Source organism: Microcella sp., from assembly GCF_040286215.1.
Classification (GTDB): Bacteria; Actinomycetota; Actinomycetes; order Actinomycetales; family Microbacteriaceae; genus Microcella.
Genome location: NZ_JAVKCK010000027.1, coordinates 15,061 through 32,454 on the forward strand (window position 1 = coordinate 15,061; position 17,394 = coordinate 32,454).

General features: G+C 69.7%; 17 protein-coding genes and 1 tRNA gene. 8 read left to right on the forward strand and 10 right to left on the reverse strand.

Annotation, left to right across the window (positions count from 1 at the left end; genetic code table 11):
• The first annotated feature begins 48 nt into the window (after positions 1 to 48).
• On the forward strand, positions 49 to 738 hold the full coding sequence (locus tag RJQ01_RS11735; protein WP_350476911.1) for a C40 family peptidase: 690 nt from the start codon (positions 49 to 51) through the stop codon (positions 736 to 738).
• Positions 739 to 1,102: 364 nt separating this feature from the next.
• Positions 1,103 to 1,600 carry an HNH endonuclease gene (locus RJQ01_RS11740; protein WP_350476912.1) on the forward strand — a complete coding sequence of 166 codons (498 nt, stop codon included), beginning with the start codon at positions 1,103 to 1,105 and terminating at the stop codon, positions 1,598 to 1,600.
• A 28-nt stretch (positions 1,601 to 1,628) separates the two neighbouring features.
• Here RJQ01_RS11740 and RJQ01_RS11745 read toward each other — a convergent pair whose 3' ends face one another.
• From RJQ01_RS11745 to RJQ01_RS11770, 6 genes are all read right to left on the reverse strand, one after another.
• On the reverse strand, positions 1,629 to 2,228 hold the full coding sequence (locus RJQ01_RS11745) for a hypothetical protein (RefSeq protein WP_350476913.1): 600 nt from the start codon (positions 2,226 to 2,228) through the stop codon (positions 1,629 to 1,631).
• On the reverse strand, positions 2,221 to 2,775 hold the full coding sequence (locus RJQ01_RS11750; protein ID WP_350476914.1) for an RNA polymerase sigma factor: 555 nt from the start codon (positions 2,773 to 2,775) through the stop codon (positions 2,221 to 2,223). The genes RJQ01_RS11745 and RJQ01_RS11750 overlap by 8 nt, the downstream gene beginning before the upstream one ends.
• 62 nt (positions 2,776 to 2,837) lie before the next feature.
• Entirely contained in the window at positions 2,838 to 3,815 is a 978-nt protein-coding gene (locus tag RJQ01_RS11755) for an alpha/beta hydrolase (protein ID WP_350476915.1), read from the reverse strand.
• 29 nt (positions 3,816 to 3,844) lie between these two features.
• Positions 3,845 to 4,627 (reverse strand): fasciclin domain-containing protein, encoded by a 783-nt coding sequence (locus tag RJQ01_RS11760; protein ID WP_350476916.1) that lies wholly within the window; start codon positions 4,625 to 4,627, stop codon positions 3,845 to 3,847.
• 2 nt (positions 4,628 to 4,629) lie between these two features.
• Positions 4,630 to 5,166 (reverse strand): hypothetical protein, encoded by a 537-nt coding sequence (locus RJQ01_RS11765; RefSeq protein ID WP_350476917.1) that lies wholly within the window; start codon positions 5,164 to 5,166, stop codon positions 4,630 to 4,632.
• Positions 5,167 to 5,248: 82 nt separating this feature from the next.
• Positions 5,249 to 6,418 (reverse strand): DUF418 domain-containing protein, encoded by a 1,170-nt coding sequence (locus RJQ01_RS11770; protein WP_350476918.1) that lies wholly within the window; start codon positions 6,416 to 6,418, stop codon positions 5,249 to 5,251.
• A gap of 95 nt (positions 6,419 to 6,513) precedes the next feature.
• Here RJQ01_RS11770 and RJQ01_RS11775 point away from each other — a divergent pair, with 95 nt between their 5' ends.
• The 5 genes from RJQ01_RS11775 (at position 6,514) to RJQ01_RS11795 (ending at position 10,589) form a co-directional block, all read left to right on the forward strand.
• Positions 6,514 to 7,293 (forward strand): helix-turn-helix domain-containing protein, encoded by a 780-nt coding sequence (locus tag RJQ01_RS11775; protein ID WP_350476919.1) that lies wholly within the window; start codon positions 6,514 to 6,516, stop codon positions 7,291 to 7,293.
• Positions 7,294 to 7,372: 79 nt separating this feature from the next.
• The gene (locus RJQ01_RS11780; protein WP_350476920.1) at positions 7,373 to 8,164 is read left to right on the forward strand and encodes an MBL fold metallo-hydrolase; all 792 of its coding nucleotides are present in this window, start codon (positions 7,373 to 7,375) and stop codon (positions 8,162 to 8,164) included.
• A gap of 60 nt (positions 8,165 to 8,224) precedes the next feature.
• Positions 8,225 to 8,758, forward strand: coding sequence for a hypothetical protein (locus tag RJQ01_RS11785; RefSeq protein ID WP_350476921.1), 534 nt, complete (start codon positions 8,225 to 8,227; stop codon positions 8,756 to 8,758).
• 199 nt (positions 8,759 to 8,957) lie between these two features.
• Positions 8,958 to 9,320 (forward strand): YciI family protein, encoded by a 363-nt coding sequence (locus RJQ01_RS11790; protein WP_350476922.1) that lies wholly within the window; start codon positions 8,958 to 8,960, stop codon positions 9,318 to 9,320.
• A gap of 21 nt (positions 9,321 to 9,341) precedes the next feature.
• Complete coding sequence (locus RJQ01_RS11795; RefSeq protein WP_350476923.1) at positions 9,342 to 10,589, forward strand: RNA polymerase sigma factor; 1,248 nt, start codon at positions 9,342 to 9,344, stop codon at positions 10,587 to 10,589.
• Here RJQ01_RS11795 and RJQ01_RS11800 read toward each other — a convergent pair.
• From RJQ01_RS11800 to RJQ01_RS11815, 4 genes are all read right to left on the reverse strand, one after another.
• Positions 10,586 to 12,463, reverse strand: coding sequence for a DUF2207 domain-containing protein (locus RJQ01_RS11800; protein WP_350476924.1), 1,878 nt, complete (start codon positions 12,461 to 12,463; stop codon positions 10,586 to 10,588). The two genes, RJQ01_RS11795 and RJQ01_RS11800, sit on opposite strands and share 4 nt — an antisense overlap.
• A 61-nt stretch (positions 12,464 to 12,524) precedes the next feature.
• Positions 12,525 to 13,493, reverse strand: a complete 969-nt coding sequence (locus tag RJQ01_RS11805) for an NAD-dependent epimerase/dehydratase family protein (RefSeq protein ID WP_350476925.1) — start codon at positions 13,491 to 13,493, stop codon at positions 12,525 to 12,527.
• Entirely contained in the window at positions 13,490 to 16,078 is a 2,589-nt protein-coding gene (locus RJQ01_RS11810; protein WP_350476949.1) for an alpha/beta fold hydrolase, read from the reverse strand. The genes RJQ01_RS11805 and RJQ01_RS11810 overlap by 4 nt, the downstream gene beginning before the upstream one ends.
• A 29-nt stretch (positions 16,079 to 16,107) precedes the next feature.
• A complete protein-coding gene (locus RJQ01_RS11815) occupies positions 16,108 to 17,130 on the reverse strand; it encodes a 3-oxoacyl-ACP synthase III (RefSeq protein WP_350476926.1) in 1,023 nt (340 codons plus the stop codon).
• Between the two features lie 112 nt (positions 17,131 to 17,242).
• Here RJQ01_RS11815 and RJQ01_RS11820 point away from each other — a divergent pair.
• Positions 17,243 to 17,314: transfer RNA gene (locus tag RJQ01_RS11820), tRNA-Arg, on the forward strand.
• The last annotated feature ends 80 nt before the right edge of the window (positions 17,315 to 17,394 follow it).

Consider the following 17,394-nt stretch of genomic DNA (forward strand, 5'->3'; position numbering starts at 1 on the left):
CCAGTCGCGCATCTGACACCCAGGGTGGCGCGGCAGGAGGTTTCATCTGTGACTACCCATGCCCGTGGCTCTGTGAAGAGCGCCCTGACGAACGTCGCCGCTCTCGCACTCGCGACGGCCTTCATCGCCACGTTCGCTCTTCCCGGCACGTCCCTGCAGGGCGCCGCCAACGCTGAGAGCTCCGCCGGTGCCGAGGCGATGGCCCAGCTCCGGGCGACCGAGTCGCAGACGCTCTCGATCAGCGCGACGGTGGAGGTGGCCCAGGATCTCTCACGCGACGAGTTCGATGCGACGAGCGTTGCCGAGCTGCGCCGGGCGCAACTCGCCGCCGCGGCGCCGACCTGGAGCGGTCCGACGGTCGGCGACTTCCTCGCCAACCCGCCGTACCCGAACTTCAGCCTCGACCAGGTCGTGCAGGTGGGTTTGCAGTATCAGGGCGTGCCGTACCGCTGGGGTGGCAGCACGCCGGCGGGCTTCGACTGCTCGGGCTTCGTGCAGTACGTGTACGCGCAGTTCGGCATCGCCTTGCCGCACAGTGTGCGCGGCCAGGCGGCGATGGGCACGCCCATCTCGCGTGCTGACGCTCGCGCGGGCGACATCGTGATCTTCAACGACATGTCGCACAACGGCATCTACATGGGCGGCGGCCAGATTCTGGATGCTCCCTACGCGGGCAAGAGCGTCACCGTGCGCCCGCTGTGGACGGACGCCTACTACATCGTGCGCCTCGGCATCTAGCGCTCGCGGGCAACGGTGCGGCGCGCGACCGCCGGGGTGAACGGCGCGTGAATCGGCGCGCCTCACAGCGCGCGCACGCGGTTTCTCGGTTAGCCTGAAGCTCTCGGTGCCGCACGGGCACGGGAGGAGAGGCCATGAGTGAGCGAGCGGGCATCCAAACCGTGGATGCGCGCGCCGTCTTTCGCATAGCCGTCAGCACTCGCGGGATCGCGCCCTGTCGTGGTCTTGCCGGATCGAGCACTGCCGTTTGACGGCAGTGCTTTTTTTGTGCCCGGAAGGGCGGCGCTGACCCTCGCACCGTGATGCGTCGGGAACCGAAGGAACGCCCGCAGGCCATGCGGGCCCGTTCGACAGGAGCCAGCTCATGCGCACACTCGTCCTCAACGCGGGGTTCGAGCCGCTCGCCGTGGTGTCGTTCCGCCGAGCTCTCGTGCTCGTCATGAACGACAAGGCGACGGTGCTCGCCTCCGACGGCGAGCATCCGGTCTTCGGCATCCACGACTCATGGGACCGCCCGAGCGTGATCGTGCTGCGCCGCTACGTGCGCATTCCGCACGCGCGACGCGTGCCGCTCACCCGGCGCGGGGTGCTGCGCCGCGACGGCAACCGCTGCGCCTACTGCGACGGTCACGCGACAACGATCGACCATGTGCTGCCGCGCTCGCGCGGTGGCGCCGACACGTGGGAGAACCTGGTGGCGTGCTGCCTGAAGTGCAACAACCTGAAGAGTGACCGCACGCCTGCCGAGATGCGCTGGGAGCTGCTGTTCACCCCGAAGGCGCCGCACGGCACCTCGTGGCTGGTGCGCGGTATCGAGCGCCCGCAGCCGGCGTGGGACGAATACCTGGCGCCGGCCGCGTAGCCGCGGGGCGCCAGGTGCGCCGGGCCGCTCAGCGTCGGAAGGCCTCCTCGTAGATCGCCCGCAGCTCGGAGGAGTCGTCTCCTGTGAGACCGCACAGTGCGATCACGCCACCGCTCGCGGCGATGAGGTAGTCGCCACCTTCGTCGAACGGCACTCCTGAGAAGTCGCCGTCGAGCGGGTCGACCTGGGGCACCTCGACGCGGTCGGCGACCTCGCCCGTGAACCGCTCGGTCACCTCCAGAACGGCGGTGCCGCCCTCGACAGTGATCACGCGGGCCGCGAAGGCTTGATCCTGCATCGTCAGCTGCTCGGGCGCGAGGATCGGGCAGCTGCCGGCGGCGAGGTCGCCTCCGCTCGGCTGCTCGAGCGCTTCGATGGACGGCGAGCCACCGGCGCCGAGGGCGAGGGGTACGGCGATGGCGGCGGCGGCCGCGACGGCCGCGACGCCCACGAGCGGCGCCCAGAGACGCTGCGCCCGGTTCGCGCTGGCGGCCGGCGCCACGGTGGTCGTGTCAGTCATGATGTGCTCCATCCTGTGGTCGAGCCACGTGGGGTCGAGGGGAGCCAGGTCGCGTGCCGGGTCGGCCGCGCGCAACCGATCTCGCAGGCGACGGTCGTCGTCAGTCATCGGTTCTCCCTTCCTCGTGCCGTACATGTCCGGCAGGCGCATGGTCTTTCGCGAGCTCCTCGCGCAGTCGCGTCTTTGCGCGATGCAGTCGGATGGCGACAGCGTTCGCGCTGATGCCGAGTACCGTCGCGAGCTGCGGGTTGGAGAGTTGGTCCCACGCCCAGAGGCGCAGCAGCTCCGCGTCGGCTGCTCGGAGGCGCGCGAGGGCCGCGTGGAGCGCCTCGACGTCGTCGTCCGGGTCACCCGCGCCGAGCATCCCCGGGTGCACAGTGTGGGCGTGCGGCGGATCGAGCGCGATGATCTTGCCGATGACACGATTCTGGCGCCGAGCGGTGCGCTCGGCGTTGGCGAGGCAGTTGCGCGCGACGACGATCGCCCACGGCAGGGCCTCGGCCGGTACGTCGTCGAGGCGCCGCCAGCAGGTCAGCAGCACCTCGCCGAGCACGTCGTCGGCCGTGGCGGGGTCGGTGCGGCGGTGCAGGTAGCGGCGTACGGGCTCGACGATCTCGTCGGCCAGGGTGCGCATACGCGTGTCGCGCTCGGTCACGGTTCTCACCCTGCCTCATGTCCGGCACCGCGGCTAGGCTTTCACGGCAGGCGGGGCGACCGTCAGTGCGAGGCGAGCATGCCTCGCAGGGCCTCGACCTGCCTGGCGACGAAATCGCGCGAGACGGCGGCGCTCGGCTCGGCGGCGTCGAAGCCGTGGTACGCGCCCGGGATGACGTGCAGCTCGACCGCCACGCCCGCGGCGGTAAGCCGCCGCGCATACTCCACATCTTCGGAGTGGAAGAGGTCGAGGGTGCCGACCCCGATCCACGCGGGCGGCAGCCCGCTCAGGTCGGTGCGGCGCGCCGGCACGGCGAGCTCGAGTGTCGCGTCGTCGAGGGGCGTCGCGGCGGGAACGGCAGTGCCGGCCCCGAGGTACATTCCCCAGCCGAGGCGGTTGCTGCGCGCATTCCACAGTCGCAGGGCGCGCGGGTCGGGGTCGCGGTGCCGAGGGTCAGGACCGTCGTCGCGCGGGGTGCGGTCATCCAGCATCGGGTAGGCCAGCACCTGGCCGGCGAGCGCGATCTCGCCGCGATCGCGGGCGATCAGGGCCAGGGATGCGGCGAGCCCGCCTCCGGCGCTCTCGCCGATCACGGCAATGCGTGTCGGGTCGACATCGGGCTGCTCTGCCAGCCACTGCAGGGCCGCGTAGGCATCGTGGAGCGGCGCCGGGTAGGGATGCTCGGGCGGCATGCGGTAGTCGACGCTCGCGGCGACCGCTGCGAGCTCGTCGGCCAGTCGCCGGCACAGGGCGTCGCCCTGCGTGGCCGAGCCGATGATGAGGCCGCCGCCGTGGAGGTGCAGGACGGCCGGGCGGCGTGAGCCCGCATCCCTCGTCAGCGCGTCTTCCGGTCTCTGCACCCGCACCGTGACGCCGTCGTCGAGATCGACGAGGTCGCCGTCAGGCGGAGGCCGCCGACGCCCGATGCGCGTGACCGCCCGCAGCAGCCGGCGGTTTCCCCGCGTGGCCGAGGTGCGCGGCATGAATCGGGCGCGCGTGAGGTCGGGGTGGTACTCGGGGGCACCAGTGCCATCGGTCATGGCATGACTCTAGGGCGACGGCGAGGCCGTCACACCGTGTCGGGTGGGAGGGTGCGGCGTCGACGCCGAGAGCGCAGGAGAAGAACGAGACCGACGACCACCACGATGGTGCCGATGAGGAACACCAGCGGGTACTGGAAGAACACGACGAAGATCGCCTGCTCGAGGAAGGTCGGCGGGGAGCCCTCGGTCAGCACAGCGCTGATCGAGAAGACGGAACCGGTCTGCGTGCACCACGAGGTGGGCAGAATCGTGGCGTCGCCGACCTTCAGCACGCCATCGGCGACTGTTGTGCGCACGCGCTCGTCAGAGCCCGTCACGATGCCGGTGCGCGTCTGGTGGATGACCTCACCGCCGTCGACGAGGTACTGCGGGGTGATGATCGGGTACGGCCCTTCGGGCGTGCGCCGCGGGGGAGTGATGTGGTACCCGAGCACCGCGGTGATCTCCTCGGCCGAGAGGAGGGATGGCGCATCTCCCAGCTCGGCGAAGGCGGCGTCGTTCGGCGCCCACACCGTCTTGTCGGCGAGCTCGGGGTCGCCGAGAATCGCGTAGCCCTCGGGGTCGAATTCGGCGAAGTAATCGAGGAACGTGCCGTGGTCGCCGGTCGCTTCCAGAACATCGTGGATGCTCAGGCCAGCGCCCTCGTTCTCGCACACGAACTCGTAGTCGCCGGCTGGTGTGGTGACCGACGCGGGCCCCACGGGGGAGGAGTGTGCGGGCACGCCCGAGCCGAGAACCGTGGTTGTCGTGATCGCGAGAGCGGCGCCCAGACGCGCCAACAGGGGAAGCGGGTGCGCGGGGTTCGTCATGACTACAGTGCCGAGACGCCGAAGAACGCGCCAACGTTCAAGCCTGCGGCGACGGCCCAGAAGGGGACGAAGACGCGACCCACGTTCTTGCCGTGCTGCGAGACGCGCGGGTGGCGTCCGAGGAAGCGGGCGCCGGCATGATTCGCGTTCACGAGCAAGAAGAGCACGGACATGACGGCGAACATGAGGTGCACAGCGGAGCGTTCGTCGAGCGGGAGCCCGAGGCTGAAGATGGCGCCGACTGCCACGGAGATGAAGGCCAACGAACCCTGCCGCTGCTCGAAGAGCATCAAGAAGATGTAGTCCTGCGTCGCCTTCGCTTTGCCGGCCGGCCCGGCGTCTCGAGCCGCGTCCAGCATGGCCAGTTGCTCGCTATGGGACAGCGAGGATTCCGCGCTCGGGACACCCGGCCCGAAGAGCGGCAGCACATACCGGACGATCCAGCGTGAGAGCATCGGCGAGACGACCTCGACGGCGTGGAGGAGTGCCGGCGCGAGGCAGAGGATCAGGCCGACGGTCGAGACAAAGGTAGGGGTCATGGTGGCTCCAAGGGTTGAGGGTGCGCCCGTGCCGCGGCAACACCGGAGTGCTGTCAAGACTGACGCACCTGGGGAATCGTGGCTATTCCTTTGTGAGGAATAGTGTAGAGAATCGAGCGAGTAGGGCTTCCATCGGGCCCCGGGGGACGCGTGAGAGCCACAGGTGCGCGCACAGTGCCAGCGCGGCGGTCACGCCGAGAGCGATGAGCACCGCTCCCCCGTAGGAAACCTGCTGATGGAGGCCGAGGCCCCACGCACTGAAGATGAGGCTCAGCACGAGCGACTGCGAGAGATAGACGGTGAGCGACATGCGGCCCATAGGGGCGAGCCCGCCGGGCACGCGAGGTCGCGACTGCATGACCCAGAGGATCACACCGACGTAGCCCGCACTCAGCAGCGGCGCGGTCAGGAATCCGCCGAAGACCGCGATCAGGTCGAGGGTCGCACTGGGGGTCGTCGACTGCAGGTTGGTGATCCAGAGCGCACCGAGTGCGGTCTGAACGACGAGTCCGAGCCCGAGACCCCAGGCGAGCATCCGCCGCAGCGTCGTCGGCGTCACGCCACCGGCGCTCAACATGCCCGACCTGGCGGCGAGCACCCCCGCGAGGAAGGCGACCAGTGTCAAGACCCCCTGGAAGGCGACGAAGAGCACCCCCCCTGACAGCCACGCCTCGGTCCTCGCGGCAATCGACTCGAGGTAGGTGCCTGAGACCACCGTCTCCTCGAAGGCCACTGCCGCTGGTAACCGCTCGGTGGTGGTCAACACTCCCTGGCGCTCACCCAGCCAGGTGAGGGCCGCGAGGGTCGTGAGCGCGAAGGCGAACAACCCGTAGATCCACGCCATCCAGCGCACGATCGCCCTCCGGGATCTGCCGTAGAAGGCCACCAGGACGAGCGCTAGAACTCCGTAGAGGAACAGGATGTCGCCAATGAACAACAGCACGGCGTGAGCGATGCCGAGCACGATGAGACCCACGGAGCGCATCACCCAGCGCCGGCGTCCGTGCACGGGGTTGCGCAGGATGTAGTGCGCGCTGTAGCCGAACAGGAAGGAGAAGATGAGGTAGAACTTGCCTTGCGCGAGCGTAAAGACCAGGAAGGCCACGAGCGAGTCGCCCCAGTTGGTGAGCGCATCGGCCGTCACCCCAAGGTCGACCGACGCGGCGAAGAAGCCGGCATTGACGACGACGATTCCCCACAGTGCGAAGCCACGCAGGATATCGGGGGCGGCATCTCGTGTCGCTGAGCTCATCGTGTCTCCTGGTCGCATGAAGTTGGTGGCATAGAACAGGGGGTGGTCACTACACTGACAAGGCTGAGGGATTGATCTCTATACCCTCGAAGGGAATGAAGATGAACCACTCGCACGCATTCGGCTCCACCCTCCGCGCGGTGCGATCAGAGCTGGGTCTCAGTCAAGAGGCAGTTGCTCACACGATCGGTACGACCCAGCGCCACGTATCTTTCCTTGAAACGGGTCGGACGACGCCGACCCGGGCGATGCTGGGCCGACTCACCACCGGGCTGGGACTCAGTGCCGCACAGCGGGCAGCCCTCTTTCACGACTCGGGCTATCGCAGCCCGTATCCGGCGCGTTCCGCCGACAGCGACGACCTGCAGGCCACGCTCGACCTCATGCAGTCGCAGGTGTTGCGCCACTGGCCTTTTCCGGCCTTCGTCGTCGACCGCGACTGGAATTTCCTGCGTACCAACGGCCCGGCTGACCGCATGGTCGCGTCATTCGGCGGGGTACCGAACATGCACGCGCTGTTCCTCTCGCCAGACTTCGAGCCCGTGGTGACGAATTGGGAGCTGGCGAGTGCAAGCTTCTACACCCGCATTCAGGAGGTCGCTCGCCGCTCGACGGTCGTGCGCGACGCGCTCGCTGCCGCCGAGGCCAACGGCCGCTTCGACCACGTTGCTCGGGTGCTCGGCGACACCGATGAACTGCCCATCTACATCCCGATCGAGGTGACGCTGCCGGGCCTCGGGCGGCTGCGCTTCACCTCGCTGCATGGTCGATGGATCTCGATGCACGACGCCCTCGCCGAGCAGTTCGAGGTCGAGTTGCTCGTGCCTCTCGACGCGGAGTCAGAGCACGTGGCGGGCATCGCGTTCGGGGCGTGAGGTCGCAGCATCCCGTCACCGAGGATCCGCATCATCCCCATTCCGGAGTCCTCACCCCACCCGTCACCAGGAGGCATTCATGCTCGGCACCATCGTTCGCACCGTCCGCGACGGGCTCACCGTCCACACCTACATCGCGCCCGCCGAAGGCTACGAGGCGACGACCCACCTTCTCGAGTTCGCGACACAACTCATCGTGATCGATGCACAGTACGACGCCGGCCACGCTGCAGAAGCGTTCCTGCACGCTCAGTCGCTTCGCAAGCCGATCACGCGGGTGTACGTCTCGCACGACCACCCCGATCACTGGCGCGGTGCTGCGACTTTCGAGGCCCCGATCTACTCCCTGGCGGCCACGCGCGACTCGATCGCGGCAGCGGTGCAGGCTCTGGCGGCCTCGGCCGACGAGGGTGCCGACGAGGTGCCAGGGCGGGAGGTCGTCCCTGAGCGCATCGTCACCGTCGGCGACGAGGTGATTGACGGAGTCACGGTGACCTTCGATGACGTGCGGAACGCTGAATCCGCGACGCTTCTCGTCGTCTCGGTGGAGTCGATTGGTCTCGTGTTCGCGCAAGATCTGGTCTTCAACAACCTCCACATGTTCATCGCCGAGGGCAACCTCCAGGGCTGGGCAGAGGCGATCAGCGCCTTCAAGGCCCGCGGATTCTCCGTGATCTTGCCCGGTCATGGCGCTCCGGGCGGAACAGAGCTCTATGACTACGTTCTCGACTATCTTGCGATCGCGCAGCCGCTCTTGTCGTCCGCGGCCGGGCCGGATGAGCTCAAGAACGCACTCATCTCCGCCTTTCCCGAGGCGGGCGGTCGGGGTCTTCTCGACATTCAGAACGCCATCATCTTCGCCGACCGCTGACGACATCGTCGATGGGCGTTGGGGGCCAAGGGCGTCGACGGGCGGCACTAGTGTGACGACATGTCGGTGCGCCGCTTCGAGACCCCCTTGACCGGAGGGCATCCGAACTCGCTCGGAAACACGCTGAGAGTCGTCGACGAGGTGCTGGCCGATCGAACGCTGCTGCCTGAGCTGGTCGCCTGCTACCGCAGCGAGGATTCCGTAGTGCGGCTGCGCGTCTCGAACGCGGTCAAGCGTGTCGCACTGCAACAACCTGAGTGGGTGGCTGCTCATCTGGACGACCTGCTCGGCTGGGTCGCCCAGATCGACCAGGCCTCGACCAAGTGGACACTCTCGACGCTCTTCGTGCTGCTCGACGCGCACATGACCCCGCCACAGCGCGAAGCGGCTATTGCCCTCATGCAGGCGAACCTGCACTACGACGACTGGATCGTGCAGAACACCACGGCCGAATCGCTCGCCCACTTCGCCCGGCAGCGACCCGCGCTGGCCACCTGGCTCTTGCCCGAGTTGGAGAAGCTCACCTCCAGTCGACACAAGTCGGTGCGTGGTCGCGCGCGGAAGCTACTGACGTCGCTGGGCGCGCCTCGCTGACGACGGCCAGTGACGCCCGAGGGTCGTCATCGCGCCCAGAAAACACTCTTTGCTCATCTTGTCGAATCGAGCGCAGCCGACCGTCATCTGAGTGAGAGCCAGCAGTTGGCTGGCCTCTGCACGTGACGCCTACGATGGCACTCGTCATCGGACTCGTCGGCAACCGAACCCTCACTCCTGACGAAAGAGAGAACTGACGATGGAATTCATGATCCTCATCCACGGCGACGAGTCCTCCCCGCGCCTCGCCCCCGGCGACCCCGGCTTCGACGAGTTCATGGGCAGCTGGATGGCCTACAACCAGTCCCTGATCGAGCGCGGCCACTGGGTCGCCGGTGCGAACCTCGCCCCCACGAGCACGGCGACCACCCTGAGGCTGACGCCGGGCCATGAGCCGGAGATCGTCGACGGGCCCTTCGCTGAGACGAAGGAGCAGTTCGGCGGCTACTACCTGATCTCGGCCGAGAACCTCGACGAGGCCATAGCCCTCGCGCGCGAGTTGCCGATGGAGAGCGGCTCGCTTGAGATTCGCCCGGTCGCGTTCCGACCGGACGCGGGATGACCCGGCAGGCGTGATCGCAGCATGACCACCTCGGCGGAGATCGCCGACGCCGTCAGCCGGCTCGCGCGTGAGGAGAGCGGGAGGGTGCTCGCTCTCCTCACGCGCCGCTTTCGCGACCTCGACGCTGCCGATGACGCGGTGCAGGATGCCCTCGTCACGGCCCTGACCGCCTGGCAGTCGGGCGTTCCCGACAGCCCCGCCGCGTGGCTCTACACCGTGGCCCGCAACACCCTGATCGACGAGGTGCGGAGAGACAGGGCATCCCGTCGCCGCCTGCACGAGGCCGCCCCCGAATTGACCGCGCACCACACGACCACCGACACCGACGAGAAGGGCGACCCGATCATGGATGCTTCTTCTCTCGGCGACGAGCGCCTCAGGTTGCTCTTGCTCTGCTGCCACCCTGCGCTCGACCGCGACACTCAAGTGGCACTGACGCTGCGCCTGGCGGGCGGATTGTCCGCCGCCGAAGTCGCGGCCGCCTATCTGCTGCCCGAATCCACGCTCACGCAGCGCGTCGTTCGGGCCAAGCGCAAGATTCGTGAGGCGGGTATGCCGCTCACGATCCCCGCGAACCTTGACGAGCGCGTGGACGCGCTGCTGCGCGTGCTCTACCTGATCTTCAACGAGGGCTATCTGTCGCGTGGCGCCGGGCACGTAACGCGCGTCGACCTCATCACGGAGGCCATCCGGCTGACGCGCCAGGTGGTCGACGAGTTGCCGTCGAGCGCCGAGGCTGAAGGGCTGCTCGCCCTCGAGCTCTACCACCACGCGCGTTCCGGCACGCGCGTCGACGGGCTCGGTGAGCTCGTGCTGCTCGAGCACCAAGACCGCACCGGCTGGAATCTCGCCGAGATCTCCGAGGCCAATGCCCGGCTCCGCAACGCGATGACACGCATGGCACCGGGCCCCTACCAACTGCAGGCCATCATTGCGGGGCATCACGCCAACGCGCGCACGGCCGCCGACACCGACTGGGCGGCGATCGCCGAGCTCTATGCGCAACTGGGGCGCATGGCTCCCAACCCCGTCGTCGAACTCAATCGCGCCGTGGCGATCGCCATGGCCGACGGCCCGCTCGCCGGCCTTGCCCTGGTCGACCGCCTCACGGGTCTCGACAACTACCACTTGTTCCACGCGACACGCGCAGAACTGCTCGCACGTGCGGGCCGCCCGGCGGCGGCGAGCTTTGAGCGGGCGCGGGAGCTCACCCGAAACGAAGGCGAGAGGCGGCATCTTGCGCGGCGCGCTGCCGAGGTCTCGGGCTAACGGCCGCCGCCGCCACCCCCGCCGCCGCCGCCGCCCGAGAAGCCTCCGCCGAAGGACCCTCCCGAGAAGTTGCCTCCGCCACTGCCCGACCAGCCGCGGCTGCTCGAGCGCGGTGCGGTCACGGTCGTCGTCACGCCGCGCACGGCGGTGCTGAAGATGGCGGCGTCGAAGCCGGTGCGGCCCACGTACCATTCGGGGGTGGTGTCGGTCGCGGCGACGCGGATCGCGAGCTCGCGCATCCACTGGTCCTCGACGCCCCAGACCACCGCCCACGGCAGCAGCCTCTCGTACAGCTTCACGAGCTCCAGATCGCTGCCGACATCGATACGCTCGGCACCCTGAGGGCTCTGCAGCATGCGCAGGCGATCCTGTTCGGCGACCGTGAGGTAGAGCCTCATGCCCTCCAGGTGGTCGCGTGCCGCTCGGCCCTTCTCGGTCAGCTGCAGGGGTCGCACCGCGAGAGCGAAGGCGATGATGCCGGCGAAGACTGTGCCAGGGATCGCGAGAAGAGCGAAGGGGCTTGCGTCGTCGAAGAACTCCGCCGAGATGGCGACCGTGATGACCGCCAAGAACCCGACCACCATCTGCGCCACGACCATCAGCCAGCCGAACCCCACGCCGCTCGGCCTTCGCCGAAAGCCGTCGGTGAGGAGCGACGCGCGCGCGCCGGTGGCGAGCGTGGTCAGCCGCGCACCCAGCGCAGAGTCATACGTGCCGTACTCGCGCAGCTCACCGACGTCGCGCGCGCGACCGAACAGGGCGGTCAGTACGGCACGGTCCAGCACGTCGGTACGGTCATCGCTGAGGTACTGCAGCGTGTAGGGGGCGCCGCCCTTCTCGACGGGGTAGGCGAGGATGCGCAGATTCTTGCGCACGGCGAGCCTGACGACGGCGGCCGGAATCGCCGAGGTGGAGCGCCCCAGCAGCTGCGCCGCCTGCAGGATATCGATGCCCTCCGGCTCGGTGTACTGGGGAATGATGACGCCGCGCCCCGTCGCGCCGCCGCCCGCGCGCACGCGCGACACGATCGAGGCGACGAGAGCACCGGTGCTCGCGAGACCGAGACCGCCCGAGACGAGGTGCATCCACCACGGCAGGGGCGGTGGGGGCGGCGGAGGCGTCGGGCGCACGGGCTCCGGGGTCAGGAAGGTGCCGGGTTCGAAGCCGATCGCGACCGTGAGCGTCTCGCCGGGCGCGAGGTCGGAGGCGCTCGCCGTGACGACGGTGTCCACTCCGTCAGGAGCGCTCTCACCGCTGATCGCCTCGATCGGGCACGTCTCGTCCTCACCGAAGGCGCCGACGTAGCACGCGGCATTGCCGGTGAGCGCCGAGGCGACGTCAGGAGTGAGCGCCACGGTCGCGCTCACGCGCCCGAAGGGCTGCTGCCAGCCGGTGCCGTTGACATCCCAGTAGAACTCGTCGGCGTTCGTGTCGTCGAACGAACGCACGACGTTCTGCTGCGTGTAGCTGATGACGTAGGTCTGCACACCGCGCACGAACTCGTCGGTGCCGAGGGCGAGTTCGACGAAGCCGCCCGCGGTGAACGATTCGAAGAAGACAGGGTCGCCCCGTTCGTCGGTCACACTGTCGACGACAGTGTTCAGAGGCACGCCGTCGTAGTCATCGGGAATAGCGCGAATGATGCCCCGATTCTGATCACGGTCGGGAAACCGGGCGACGATCGTCTCGACCACCTGCAGGGTCGCCGTGCCGTCGGCCTCGCGGCTGAGCGAGTAGTCGGCGTCGAACGAGTCGAAGGTGAAGTCACTCACGTCACGGGCGCCCGCAGTGGCGCCACCTACCGCCGGTGCGAGACCGAGTGCGAACCCGCCGGCCAGCACCAGGGTGAGGGCGAGGCGACCGGGTGCGCGCATGCCGCAACCCTAGCGAGCACGCTCTCGCCGCTGCGAGAAGGCTCGTGCGGCGGTGCGGCCGTCAGCGCGCGGCGTGGGCCGCGAGGCGCCGCAGGCCCTCGTCGATGCTCACCGAGGGCGCCCAGTCGAGCGCCAGCCGGGTCTCGCGCTGGTCGAACCAGTGCGCGGTCGACAGCTGCTCGGCGAGGAACCGCGTCATCGGCGGCTCGTCCTCGCCCGGGCGGATCGCCCACACGCGCTCGATGAGCGAGCCGGCCGCGCGCGCGAGGCCTGCGGGCAGGCTCCACCGCGGCGGGCGCACGTTCGAGGCGAGGCACATGCTCGTGAGCAGTTCGCCGACGGGGCGCGGCTCGCCATTAGTGAGCACGAAGGCGCGGCCGTGCGCGTGCTCGGCGCGATGCAGCGCGGCGGTGAGGCCGCTCGCGGCGTTGTCGATGTAGGTCGAGTCGATGAGGGCTCGCCCGCCGTCGAGCAGGGGCAACCGGCCTCGGCGCGCACGATCGAGGATGCGCCCGACGAGCTGCGGGTCGCCGGGCCCCCAAACGAGGTGCGGGCGGATGACGACGACCCGCAGGGCCGCCGTGTCGCGCTCGAGGGCCAGCAGTTCGGCCTCCGCCTTCGTGCGCGCGTACTCGCCGCGCGCGTGCTCGGGAGTGGCGGGTTCGGCGCCGACGCCTTCGAGCGCGCTGCCGGCGTGCGCCACCGAGGGTGAGGAGACGTGGACGAGCCGTGAGACACCGGCCCGCTCGGCCGCGTCGAGCAGCAGCCGCGTGCCCTCGACGTTGACGGCGCGAAACTCGGCCGGGTCGCCGGCGAGCGACACCTTCGCCGCCAGATGGATGACCCCTTCGGCGCCGTCGAGTGCGCGTGCGACAGCCTCAGCGTCGGTGAGGGAGCCGCGCACGTCGGTCAGGCTGTCAACACCGGATGCGCGCCGCTGCAGGGTGCGCACCTCATGCCCGGCGGCCACGAGGTGCGCCGCGACGGCGCGGCCGAGGTAGCCGGAGGCGCCCGTCACCGTGACGATCATGGCTGCCCCATCCGCCCGCCGGCGAGCGTGCGCTCGGCCCAGCGCGACAGGCGCGTGCGGTCGATCTTGGAGTTGTGGCGGATGTCGGTCGGCAGGCTCGGTATGGCAAGCACGGCGACGAGAGGCACGTCGATTCGGGCGCGGATGTCGGCGGTGACGTCGGGGGAGGCGAGCCCCGGGCGCGTGACGGCGGGTACCGTCTCGACGACCGCGACGGCCTGCCGCAGGCCGTGCGGGCCCACGCCGACGACCGCCGCTCGGCGCACGTGCGCGGAACCTTCGATCCGCTGCTCCGGCCCGACCGGCGCGAGGGGTCCGTCGGCGGTGGCGAGCACGTGAGGCAGGCGACCCTCGATCCAGAGACGGCCGTCGGCGTCCAGGTGCCCGACGTCTCCCGTGCGGTGCCAGCGCCCGTCGCCGGGCGTGTCGAGCTGCGCGACGCGATCGGTGAGCCACAGGCGGTCGTACGAGGTCTTGAGGTGCGCCGCCGAGATGACGACCTCGCCGAGAACTCCGGGAGCCGAGCTCGGGGCGCCGACGGCGGCGCCGTCGGCATCCAGGGCGCTGATGAGCACCCGGTTGGCGCCGATCGGCGTGCCCACGCACACGCCGCGATCGGGTGCTGCGGCCGCAGAGCGGATACCGGCGAGGGTCACATCGGTCACGAGCAGGCACTCGGTCATGCCGTAGGGAGTGTGCGGCTCGGCGTTCGGCATGAGGTGTGCTGCGGCGGCCAGGAGCGGCTCGCCGACGGGAGCGCCCGTGGAGAGGAAGGTGCGCACGGTCGCGAGGGCGGCGCGATCGTCGGCGTCGAGCGCGTCGGCGGTGGCCACGACGTTGAGGATCGCGGCGGGGGAGAGGAACACGATCTGCGACGCGGATGCGCGCACCGCCGCCGCGACCGCCCGCGCGGTGAGCGTGCGCGGTGCCGAGACGTCCATCGCGGGGGTCGCCGAGCGCGTGCCGAGTGCGGGGCCGAGCAGGGCGAAGGGCGCGAAGCCCGTGACGAGCCCCGTGTCGGCCGTGATGGCGAAGTGCGCGGCGAGCACGTCGCGCAGGGCGGAGAGCTGCCGGTGCGTGTAGGCGACACCCTTGGCCGGTCCGGTCGAGCCGGAGGTGAAGAGGATCGCCGCGGGGTCGTCGGCGGCGGGCTCGGCCGGCAGGGGTGCGCTGGCGCCACGGTCGATGATCGAGCGCAGGTCGTGGGCGACCCCGAGCAGGCGGGCTGAGGCTCTCGGCAGCCGCGCGACGGAGATGCGCATGCCCGGCCAGCCGAGAGTGCGCGCGGCGGCGAGCCCGCGTGCTTCGCCGATGATCACGTCGGGCCACGCTCCTCGCACGGCGCGGGAGAGGCCGTGCACGCCGAGCCCGGCGTCTGCGACGACGACCACGGCGCCCATGCGCAGGCAGGCGTACACGACGGCGGTGAGGGTCGGCCCGGGCGGCACGAGCACGGAGACCCGCTGGCCCTTGCGCACGCCGACGCTCGCGAGGCCTGCCGCGATGCGCCGCACGCGGTCGTCGAGCCGCCGCCAGCTCACGTGTCGTTCTCCGCCGCCCCGCACGGCCATATCGATGACGGCATCATCATCATCGTGGCGCCGCGCGTCGAGCGCCGCCCACAGGGGGGTGAACGAGGCCCCGTCGTCCACTGCGGCGGGCGCGGGCTTCTCGCCGAGGTCGCCGAGCCAGGCGAGCACGGCGGAGGCGTAGTCGCGCTCCTCGGCGACGAGGTGCCCGGCGCCCTCGAAGCGGTGCACGTCGGCCTGAGGCAGCCGGTCGACCAGGTCGTCGAGGTAGCGGTCACCGAAGATCGGGTCGCGCGGCCCCCACAGCAGCAGCGCGGGCACGGCGAGCTCGGCCACCCCGGCGGCGATGCGCTGCAGCTCGGCGAAGCTGTCGTGGCGGGCATCCACGGGGATGTCGGCGACGAAGCCGCCGATGCCCCGCCGGCGCTCGGCGGATCGATACGGTGCCCGATACGCGTCGCGCACCGCCGGATCGAGCGCTGGCCGCGCGAGACTCAGCGTCGTCTCGAGGAACGCCGGTGTCGTCACCGTGGAGGTGGCGAGCACGCCGCGCGCGCCGGCGACCCGCAGCGGTGCCGGGATGGGCACGCCGGGCGGGTGGTGCACAGCGGTGTTGAGCGACATCACGCCGGCCAGCTGCTCGGGGTGGTCGACCGCCCAGCCGAGGGCGATGACGCCGCCCCAGTCGTGGCCGAGCGTCATGACCGGCCCGTCGAGTGCGAGCGCGTCGGTGAGGTCGGTGAGGTCGCGCACGCGCTGCGCGAGCGGCCGGGTGGTGCCCGTGCGTGCCGAGTAGCCCATCTCGAGTTGGTCGACGGCGATCACGCGCCAGGCCGGCTCGCCCCGCTCGGCCGCGCGCAGCGACGCCGAGAACAGGTCGCGCCACAGGTAGCTCCACGTGGGGTTGCCGTGCACGGCGAGGATGGTGCCCACGGGGCGGGCTGCGAGCCGATCCAGCTCATCGACTGTGTCCAGGTAGTGCCATTCGCGCGCCGAGCCAGTGCGCGAGTCGGTCACGAGACGCGTTCGGCTCACGCGAGGGTCGAGGCCGGGCATCCCGGCAAGTGACTGCAGGGGGTCGTCGGTCACCAGGCGAGTTCCAGCATGGCCGTGTTGAGGCCGGAGCCGACGCCGACGAGCAGCACCCGGTCACCGTCGCGCAGGCTCGCCTGCTCGCGGTCAAGCGTGATAGGCACCGAGGCAGGTCCGATGTTGCCGAGGGTCGGAAAGGTGGTGGGCACGCGCGAGCGGTCGAGCCCGACGGCCCTGATGATCGAGTCGGTGTGGATGGACGACACCTGGTGGGTGATGTAGCGGTGCATCGACGACCAGTCCCAGTCGGTCGAGGCCTCCTTCCACGCCGAGACGACGAGGTCGAGGCCACCCTTGAGCAGCGCTTTCGCATCCGTGAACATGCCGTCGACACTGCCGACGCACAGCCGATGGAACTCGGTGGCGGCGCGCGTGACGCCACCGAGAATGCGGTGCCCGCCCGGGTGCTCGTCCGCCCGCCCGAGCACCGCCGCAGCCGAGCCGCTGCCGAGCGTCAGGGTCGCGAACTCGCTCATGAAGTCGTCGCGATTGTTCGCTGTCTGCAGCAGGCGCTCGATGGTGTTGACCTGAATCTCGTCGGCATCCTCGCCGGCGACGACTATCGCGTGCTGGATCTGACCCGACTGGATCATCGTGGCGGCGAGCGACATGCCGTTGATGAAGCCGAGGCACGCGTTCGCGACATCGAAGTTGACGGCCGAGCTGGGCAGGTCGAGGCCGTGGTGCAGCGCGACGGCGACGGAGGGCTCGAGGTTCGGCCTCGAGACGGAGGTGTTGATGATCAGGCCGACGTCGCTCGAGCTCACCCCGGCCTGGGAGAGGGCGTTCTGCCCTGCGGTGATCGTTGCGGCATTGACGGTCTCGCCGACCGCCCAGTTGCGACGCTCGTGCACGCCGGCGACACGGCTGAGCAGCCCTCGGTGCAGCCGCAGTCGTTGCAGCGAGGGCGCGAGGCGCTCCTCGATCTCCTCCGACGTCGTGACCCGGCCGGGCAGCACGCTCGCGACAGAGAGCAGCGCCACGTTGTCGAAGCGGGTGGTTGCGTTGCCGGGCACGGAGCCTCCATCGAGAGCGTCGGGAAACTTCCCCCTAAAGTTCTACCTCACTTGCCTCGGTGCGAGCGCATCAGAGCCCCTGTGCCCGGAGCATCGTTAGAGTGGATGCACCGCCTCTGTAGCTCAATGGAAGAGCAGTTCCGTCCTAAGGAAAGGGTTGGGGGTTCGAGTCCCTCCAGGGGCACTGCTGCGAAGAGCCGGCCCAGAAGGGTCGGCTCTTCGCATCAGTACCGGTGGAAGCGTCGAGAACCCTACGTCGGCCCA